We start from the raw sequence: 7,033 nt of genomic DNA, 5'->3' as shown, positions 1-7,033 counted from the left end.
CCGGGCCGGGACGGCCGGTACGGGCAATGTAGAAAGCTTTCTTGACGGTAGCGGCGAGGTCGCGCACGTCCTTCACGAGGAAGTTGTGCTTCACGCAAGGACGCGTGATGCCGACCGTGTCGCACTCCTGGAACGCATCCTGACCGATCGCAGCAGTCGGCACCTGGCCGCTGATGATCACCATCGGGATCGAATCCATGTAGGCCGTGGCGATGCCGGTCACCGCATTGGTAACGCCGGGGCCGGAAGTCACGAGGCACACACCCACTTTGCCGGTGGAACGCGCATAGGCGTCGGCGGCGTGGACTGCGGCTTGTTCGTGGCGCACGAGGATGTGCTGGAATTTGTCCTGCTTGTACAGCTCGTCGTAAATGTAGAGTACCGAGCCGCCGGGATAGCCCCAGATGAACTCGACGTCTTCGTCGGCCAGTGCCTTCATGAGCACAGTGGCGCCGATAGAGTCAGCATCGTGGTGGGGGGTCGTATCCGACGTGGAGAATTCCGCGCTGGGCATATTCATTTATTCACCTTTCGAATTTTCGGCAAAAAATTGATCGGGTGCTCTCTGCCGGGCTCGTGACTCGGGTTCAAGCGGCGCGTCCAGTTGACAGGTGAGCTTCTTGGGCTGCACCTCAATTGAGACAACTCACTTATGTTGCGAACCAGCGACGATAGCTGTAGACACGTCCTCGGTCAAGCAGATTTGCCTCGCGCGCACCTGCGCCGCGGTGCAATCGGGCGAAACGATGGCCGTCATGTAAACGCAAGCTACCGCACGTTTCGCCCCGATCGACTCGAAAGTTTGTTAGCATCCGCGAGTTTTACGACATTTTTCGACCGATTACGCGCACGCTTGCTGCGCCGACCCCAAACGGATGGCATCAGACAAGGAACTCGCCGATTTTCTGGCGGGCGTCGAAAGGCGCGCGTTCAAGCAGACGGTCTACGCCGTGCGGGATGACGACGCGTCGCTCGACATCGTGCAGGACGCGATGATCAAACTCGCGGAAAAATACGGCGACCAGCCGGCGGCCGAACTCCCCCTGCTGTTTCAGCGTATTCTGCAGAATGCGATGCACGACTATTTCCGTCGTGCCAAAGTACGCAACACGTGGATCAGTCTGTTCTCATCGCTCGGTAATTCGGATGACGACGAATTCGATCCGCTGGAGACCTTCGAGGCCGAACAGGGTTCGGGCGGCGCCGAGAGCAATGAACAGAAGCTCGAGCGCGAGCAGGTCCTGCAGTCGATCGACGACGAAATCCAGAAATTACCGGCACGTCAACGGGAGGCGTTTCTCATGCGTTATTGGGAGGATATGGATGTCGCCGAGACCGCCGCCGCAATGGGCTGCTCCGAAGGCAGCGTGAAAACGCACTGCTCCCGGGCCACCCACACGCTGGCGCAAGCGCTCAAGGCAAAAGGAATTACGCTATGAGCTCCGTCGAAAACAGAGAACTCCAGTTCGCGCGCCAGCTGCGCCGTGCGCTCGACGAAACCACTGCCAGCCTCACCCCCGCCACCGTCGACCGGCTCGCCGCCGCGCGCCGCGCGGCGCTTGCGCGCAAGAAGCCGGAAACCGTCAGTGCGCCGGTGTTCGTGCCCGCTTTCGCTGGCATGCCAACCGGCCTCGCGGGCCGGCCCGACGCCGGCGTCGCACCGCGCCGCCGCTCGCCGCTGCGCCGCTTCGCGCTCGCCTGGCCAGTCGCCGCGCTGGTGGTGAGCCTGATTGGTATTGCATATTGGGAAGATCACCAGCGTACCGCCGAGCTTGCCGATATCGATGCCGCGATGCTAAGCGACGACCTGCCGCTCAATGCATATCTCGACCACGGCTTCAACGCGTATCTTTCACGCGCCCACTGAGCGGGAGAGTCCTCGGGTGAGTTACAAGCGCGGCCTCGCCGTTGTTTTCGGATGCACGATCGCGGCTTTGGTGTCGTTCGCCGCAACGTATCCGCGCTTTCATCCGAGCCCGTCGCCCGCGAGCGCCCACCCGCCCGGCGGCAACGCCGCCGCGCCCGTGCCCGCTGCCGCGCTGGCCGTCGAATTGCCCGCCCTGCCCGGCAGCAACAGCCCGCTCGCGTGGTCGCGCCTGAGTGCCGCCGATCACCTGGCGCTCGCGCCGTTCGAATCCGAGTGGAACTCGTTCAGCGACGAACGCAAGCGCAAATGGATCAAGATCGCATCGCGATACGCGAAGATGTCGCCGGAGGCACAGAAGCGTCTGCATGAGCGCATGAGTGAGTGGGTGCGCATGACGCCCGACCAGCGCCGGGTCGCGCGTGAGAACTATCAGGTGTCGAAGGAATTGCCGCGCGAAGCTCGCCAGAACGCCTGGAAGGCTTATCAGCAACTGCCCGAAGAACAGAAGGAGCGGCTCGCCGCTAGCGAGCGCAAACGCCGGCCGAGCGTCGTCAGCGCGCCGCCGTCGGCGCGCAACGAGATCAAGGGCATCGACCGGCTCGTCAACGCCCGCGATCAGAAAGCCGGCGCCAGCGCCGCAGTGGCGGCCAGCGCCGCGGCTGCCGCGTCGGGACCGGCCGCGGCTGCGCTGCCGTCGCCCCCGGCGATTCCGGCCGCGGGCAGCTTCGTGCCGGCCACGCCCATTCCCGTCTCGCCGGCCGAAGCGCCATCGATCTTCAACGGCTCCTGAGCCGCACTTTCCTCACGCCTGCTCCGATCCCGTGTCCCAGCCGCTCGCCACGCCGACCCTGCCCGCCACCGCCACCGCCCCCGGCGGCGCGGCACCCACTGTGCGGCGGCGGCTCGCGGCGCTGCTCTATGAAGCGATGATCCTGTTCGGCGTCGTGTTCCTCGCCGGCTATCTGTTCAGCACGCTGACGCAACAGCGCAACGGACTCACGCATCACGATCTGCTCGCCGGATGGATCGGTCTCGTGGTCGGCGTGTACTTCGTGTGGTTCTGGACCCACGGCGGCCAGACGCTGCCGATGAAGACCTGGCGCCTGCGTGTCGTTACCGCGGACGGCGCACCGCTTTCCGTCGCGCGCGCGATCATGCGTTATGTGCTCGCGTGGCTGTGGTTTCTGCCGCCGCTCGCGTTGCATCCGATGCTTGGGCTGCGGCTACCGCAGACGCTTGCCGTCGCGGGAGTCTGGTTCGTGGTATGGGCCGCGAGCGGGCGCTTCGACCCGCAGCGGCAGTTTCTGCACGATCGTCTTGCGGGGACGCGGGTCGTCGGGGTCATCCGCTAAGGGCTTTCAATTTGCAAACTGATCGGCCTGGCAAAGGCCGGTTGCGTTTTCTTTCACGCTGTCGGCCAGAACGACAGGCACCACGCCAAAAATCAGCGCCGGCCAGCCCCGCACCGTAATAAGAACTTCTCATGACTGTCATGGCACAGTCACGCGCGCACGGCTCAATACGGGCACCGCCACTCGACGCGTGAGCCATGGACTCAAAAACGTCCGCGACTTCCCTGTTCCGCCAAACCGGCCCGAGCGTCGACCCCGTCGCGTTCCGCCCGGCTCCGGGTTCCATCCAGCAGGGCATGCCGTTGCCGGTAACGCCGCCGCTCGATGCCCACGCCGACCATCCCGACGACGCTCCCGCCGATCCGCATCGCTATCGCACCATCTGGCTCTCCGATATTCATCTGGGCTCCAGCGGCTGCCAGGCGGGTTATCTGCTCGACTTCCTGCGCCATAACGAATCGCAGTACCTGTACCTGGTCGGCGACATCATCGACGGCTGGCAGTTGAAGAAGGGCTGGTACTGGCCGCAGGGGCACAACGATGTCGTGCAGAAGGTACTGCGCAAAGCGCGCAAGGGCACGCAGGTGATCTACGTGCCGGGCAATCACGACGAAGCCGCGCGCCAGTTCTGCGACCTCGCGTTCGGCGACATCCACGTGCGCGGCGAGGCGTTTCACACCACGCTCGCCGGCAAGCGGCTGTGGATCGTGCACGGCGATCTGTTCGACGGCGTGATCCAGCACGCGAAGTGGCTCGCGTATCTCGGCGACACGCTCTACACGATGATCCTCGTGCTGAACCGCTGGTTCAACCGGATCCGCAGCAAGCTCGGCTTCCCGTACTGGTCGCTGTCGCAGTATCTGAAGCATCAGGTGAAGAACGCAGTCAACTTCATCTCGTCGTTCGAAACGGTGATGACCGACGAAGCGCGCCGCCGCGGCTGCGACGGCGTCGTCTGCGGACACATCCACAAGGCCGAGATGCGCGAAATCGACGGCGTGCTGTATTGCAACGACGGCGACTGGGTCGAGAGTCTGTCGGCACTCGTCGAGACCTATGAAGGCGAACTCAAGGTGATCTACTGGACCACGCTGCGCACGCCGCAAACGGACACGCAGAAGGCCCGCGCCACCGCCTAGCACCCTCCACCTCCACTGCCACAGGGCCCGGATCGATGAACAAATCGATGAAGATCATGATCGTCACCGACGCATGGGAGCCGCAGGTCAACGGCGTCGTGCGCACATTGAAGAACACCCGGCGCGAACTCGCGGAGCTCGGCCATCAGGTCGAACTGCTGACGCCGCTCGAATTCAGAACGATCGCCTGCCCGACTTATCCGGAGATACGTTTGTCGCTGCTGCCGCGCCGCAAGCTGCGCGAGCGCATCGACCGGTTCGCGCCCGACGCGCTGCACATCGCCACCGAAGGACCGCTCGGCATGGCCGCGCGGTCCTATGCGATCGAGCACAAGCTACCGTTCACGACCGCTTATCACACGCGCTTTCCGGAGTACGTGCAGGCACGCTTCCGGATCCCTCTGGCGGTGACGTATCGCTTCCTGCACTGGTTCCACAGGCGGTCGCAGGCGGTGATGGCACCGACGCCCATCGTCAAGCAGGACCTCGAAAAGTTCGGTTTCACGAACGTCGTGCTGTGGACCCGCGGCGTCGACCTCGAGATCTTCCGTCCGATGGACTCGAAAGTGCTCAACACCGCGCGGCCGATCTTCCTGTACGTGGGCCGGGTCGCGGTCGAGAAGAACGTCGAGGCGTTCCTGCAGCTCGATCTGCCTGGCTCGAAGTGGGTGGCGGGTGAAGGCCCGGCGCTCGCCGAACTGAAGTCGCGTTATCCGCAAGTCAACTATCTCGGCGTGCTCACGCAGGCCGAACTCGCAAAGGTTTATGCGGCCGCCGACGTCTTCGTGTTCCCGAGCCGCACCGACACATTCGGTCTCGTGCTGCTCGAGGCGCTCGCATGCGGTACACCGGTCGCCGCGTATCCGGTCACCGGCCCGATCGACGTGCTGGGCGACGGCGGCGCCGGCGCGATGGACGAGGATCTGCGCGAGGCCTGTCTCGCGGCGCTGAAAATCGATCGCCAGCACGCGCGCGCATGGGCCGAGCGCTTCTCGTGGGCGGCGGCGTCCGCGCAATTCGCCGCGCATCTGAAGCCGCTGCCGGGCACCGCCTATCGCGAGGAAAGCGCCGCCGCATGATGCGGCGCGCGAAACCCGCGATGCGAAGCAGCCGATCCAGCGCCGGGCGCGCGTCCAGCGGCGCATTGCGTGCCGTCAGGTCCGCGCGCGATACCAGCAGCATCGAACCGTTCGCCGAGGTGCGCGAGCAACCGATGTCCGAGCATGCCGATACCACCGCGCATCGTGCGAACGGCGCGAACCCTACCCACGCGACAACCACCGCACCCAACTGTGACGCGGGCGCGAACGGTAGCGATGCGAGCGTCGCGCAGGCCGGAAACCACGCCGGACAGCACGACAGCACGCACGCTTACCAGCACGAACCGCTGAGCCCCGACGACCCGCTCGCGCCGCTGCCGTTCAATCCGTACAAGGGCAACCGCGGCCTCACGCGCGCGTGGCACGCGATGAAAAACTCGCTGGCCGGATTCCAGGTCGCGATCCGCGAGGAAAGCGCGTTCCGGCAAGAACTGACGCTCGCCGCGATCCTGGTTCCGTGCGGCATCTTCATGCCGGTCGATCCGGTCTCGCGCGTGTTACTGCTCGGCTCGGTGCTGCTCGTGCTGATCGTCGAGTTGCTCAATTCGAGCGTCGAAGCGGCAATCGACCGGATTTCGCTCGAACGCCACGAACTGTCGCGCCGCGCGAAGGATCTCGGCAGCGCGGCCGTGATGGTCGCGCTCGGCATGTGCGTGATGACGTGGGTCGTGATCGTCGGCCCGCTCGTCGTACGCTGGGTTGGCGCGTGGTGATGAGCCGTTGATGCCGGCCAAATGGTCCGCCTGGTCCGCCGGCAGGTCCTGTGATTGCGAAGCGTGAAAATCCGCTCACGCGGCTAGGTATGCGAACGCCCGGTTTATAATCGACCGATAGTCCCGCTGGAACGCACAAGGCTCCGCCGCAACGCCGCCTCGCGCCTTCCTGCCCTTTCGGGGGCCCGCCGCGCGGCGGCGGGTTCGGGAGCGCGCTCAAGATACCAACCGCATCCGGGCGGAACACGCAGCGGCGGCACGCCGCCGCGCGTCCAGCCCGGCACAACCAGGGCCGGACGACATGGAAGCCAAACCTCCCCGCCGCACGCGCGAACGGATACTGGAACTCTCGTTGAAGCTCTTCAACGAAATCGGCGAGCCAAACGTCACGACGACGACGATCGCCGAGGAAATGGAAATCAGTCCAGGCAACCTGTACTACCACTTCCGCAACAAAGACGACATCATCAACAGCATCTTCAGCCAGTTCGAGCAGGAGATCGAAAAGCGTCTGCGTTTCCCCGACGACCATCGCGCGACCATCGACGAAATGTGGTCGTATCTGCAATACATGGTCGATTTCACGTGGCGCTACCGCTTTCTCTATCGCGACCTGAACGATCTACTCGCGCGCAACCGCACGCTTGAAACGCACTTCAAGCAGATCATCAGCCACAAGGTGCGCTTCGCGAGCCAGTTCTGCGAACAACTCGTCGCCGATGGCGAAATGGTCGCGACGCCGCAAGAGCTGCGCGTGATCGCGACCAATGTCGGTGTGATCGGCACGTACTGGCTGTCGTACCAGTTCGTGATGAACCCGCGCAAATACAACGAGCAGGAAGCAATCCGCGAGGAACTGCAT

At 64.3% G+C, this 7,033-nt stretch carries 9 protein-coding genes; 8 read left to right on the top strand and 1 reads right to left on the bottom strand.

Going from position 1 to position 7,033, the window contains the following annotated elements:
• A partial coding sequence (locus VGH68_RS10540; RefSeq protein WP_331603545.1) for a thiamine pyrophosphate-binding protein occupies positions 1 to 520 on the bottom strand: 520 nt, incomplete at its 3' end.
• Between the two features lie 355 nt (positions 521 to 875).
• Between VGH68_RS10540 and VGH68_RS10535 the strand changes: the two genes are divergently transcribed.
• From VGH68_RS10535 to VGH68_RS10500, 8 genes are all read left to right on the top strand, one after another.
• On the top strand, positions 876 to 1,439 hold the full coding sequence (locus tag VGH68_RS10535) for an RNA polymerase sigma factor (RefSeq protein ID WP_331603544.1): 564 nt from the start codon (positions 876 to 878) through the stop codon (positions 1,437 to 1,439).
• Positions 1,436 to 1,867, top strand: coding sequence for a DUF3619 family protein (locus tag VGH68_RS10530; protein WP_331603542.1), 432 nt, complete (start codon positions 1,436 to 1,438; stop codon positions 1,865 to 1,867). Before VGH68_RS10535 ends, VGH68_RS10530 begins: the two co-directional genes overlap by 4 nt.
• A 16-nt stretch (positions 1,868 to 1,883) precedes the next feature.
• Positions 1,884 to 2,657 (top strand): DUF3106 domain-containing protein, encoded by a 774-nt coding sequence (locus tag VGH68_RS10525; RefSeq protein ID WP_331603541.1) that lies wholly within the window; start codon positions 1,884 to 1,886, stop codon positions 2,655 to 2,657.
• Positions 2,658 to 2,688: 31 nt separating this feature from the next.
• The gene (locus VGH68_RS10520) at positions 2,689 to 3,219 is read left to right on the top strand and encodes an RDD family protein (RefSeq protein ID WP_331603540.1); all 531 of its coding nucleotides are present in this window, start codon (positions 2,689 to 2,691) and stop codon (positions 3,217 to 3,219) included.
• Between the two features lie 197 nt (positions 3,220 to 3,416).
• On the top strand, positions 3,417 to 4,358 hold the full coding sequence (locus VGH68_RS10515) for a UDP-2,3-diacylglucosamine diphosphatase (protein ID WP_331603539.1): 942 nt from the start codon (positions 3,417 to 3,419) through the stop codon (positions 4,356 to 4,358).
• 47 nt (positions 4,359 to 4,405) lie between these two features.
• Positions 4,406 to 5,437: a glycosyltransferase family 1 protein gene (locus tag VGH68_RS10510; RefSeq protein ID WP_331603546.1), complete on the top strand. Its 1,032-nt coding sequence runs from the start codon at positions 4,406 to 4,408 to the stop codon at positions 5,435 to 5,437.
• A 20-nt stretch (positions 5,438 to 5,457) separates the two neighbouring features.
• The gene (locus VGH68_RS10505; RefSeq protein ID WP_331603538.1) at positions 5,458 to 6,171 is read left to right on the top strand and encodes a diacylglycerol kinase; all 714 of its coding nucleotides are present in this window, start codon (positions 5,458 to 5,460) and stop codon (positions 6,169 to 6,171) included.
• Between the two features lie 301 nt (positions 6,172 to 6,472).
• A partial coding sequence (locus tag VGH68_RS10500) for a TetR/AcrR family transcriptional regulator (protein WP_331603537.1) occupies positions 6,473 to 7,033 on the top strand: 561 nt, incomplete at its 3' end.

The sequence above is a fragment of the Paraburkholderia sp. genome (assembly GCF_036488505.1).
Classification (GTDB): Bacteria; Pseudomonadota; Gammaproteobacteria; order Burkholderiales; family Burkholderiaceae; genus Paraburkholderia.
This window is presented reverse-complemented; position numbering and strand designations above follow the sequence as displayed.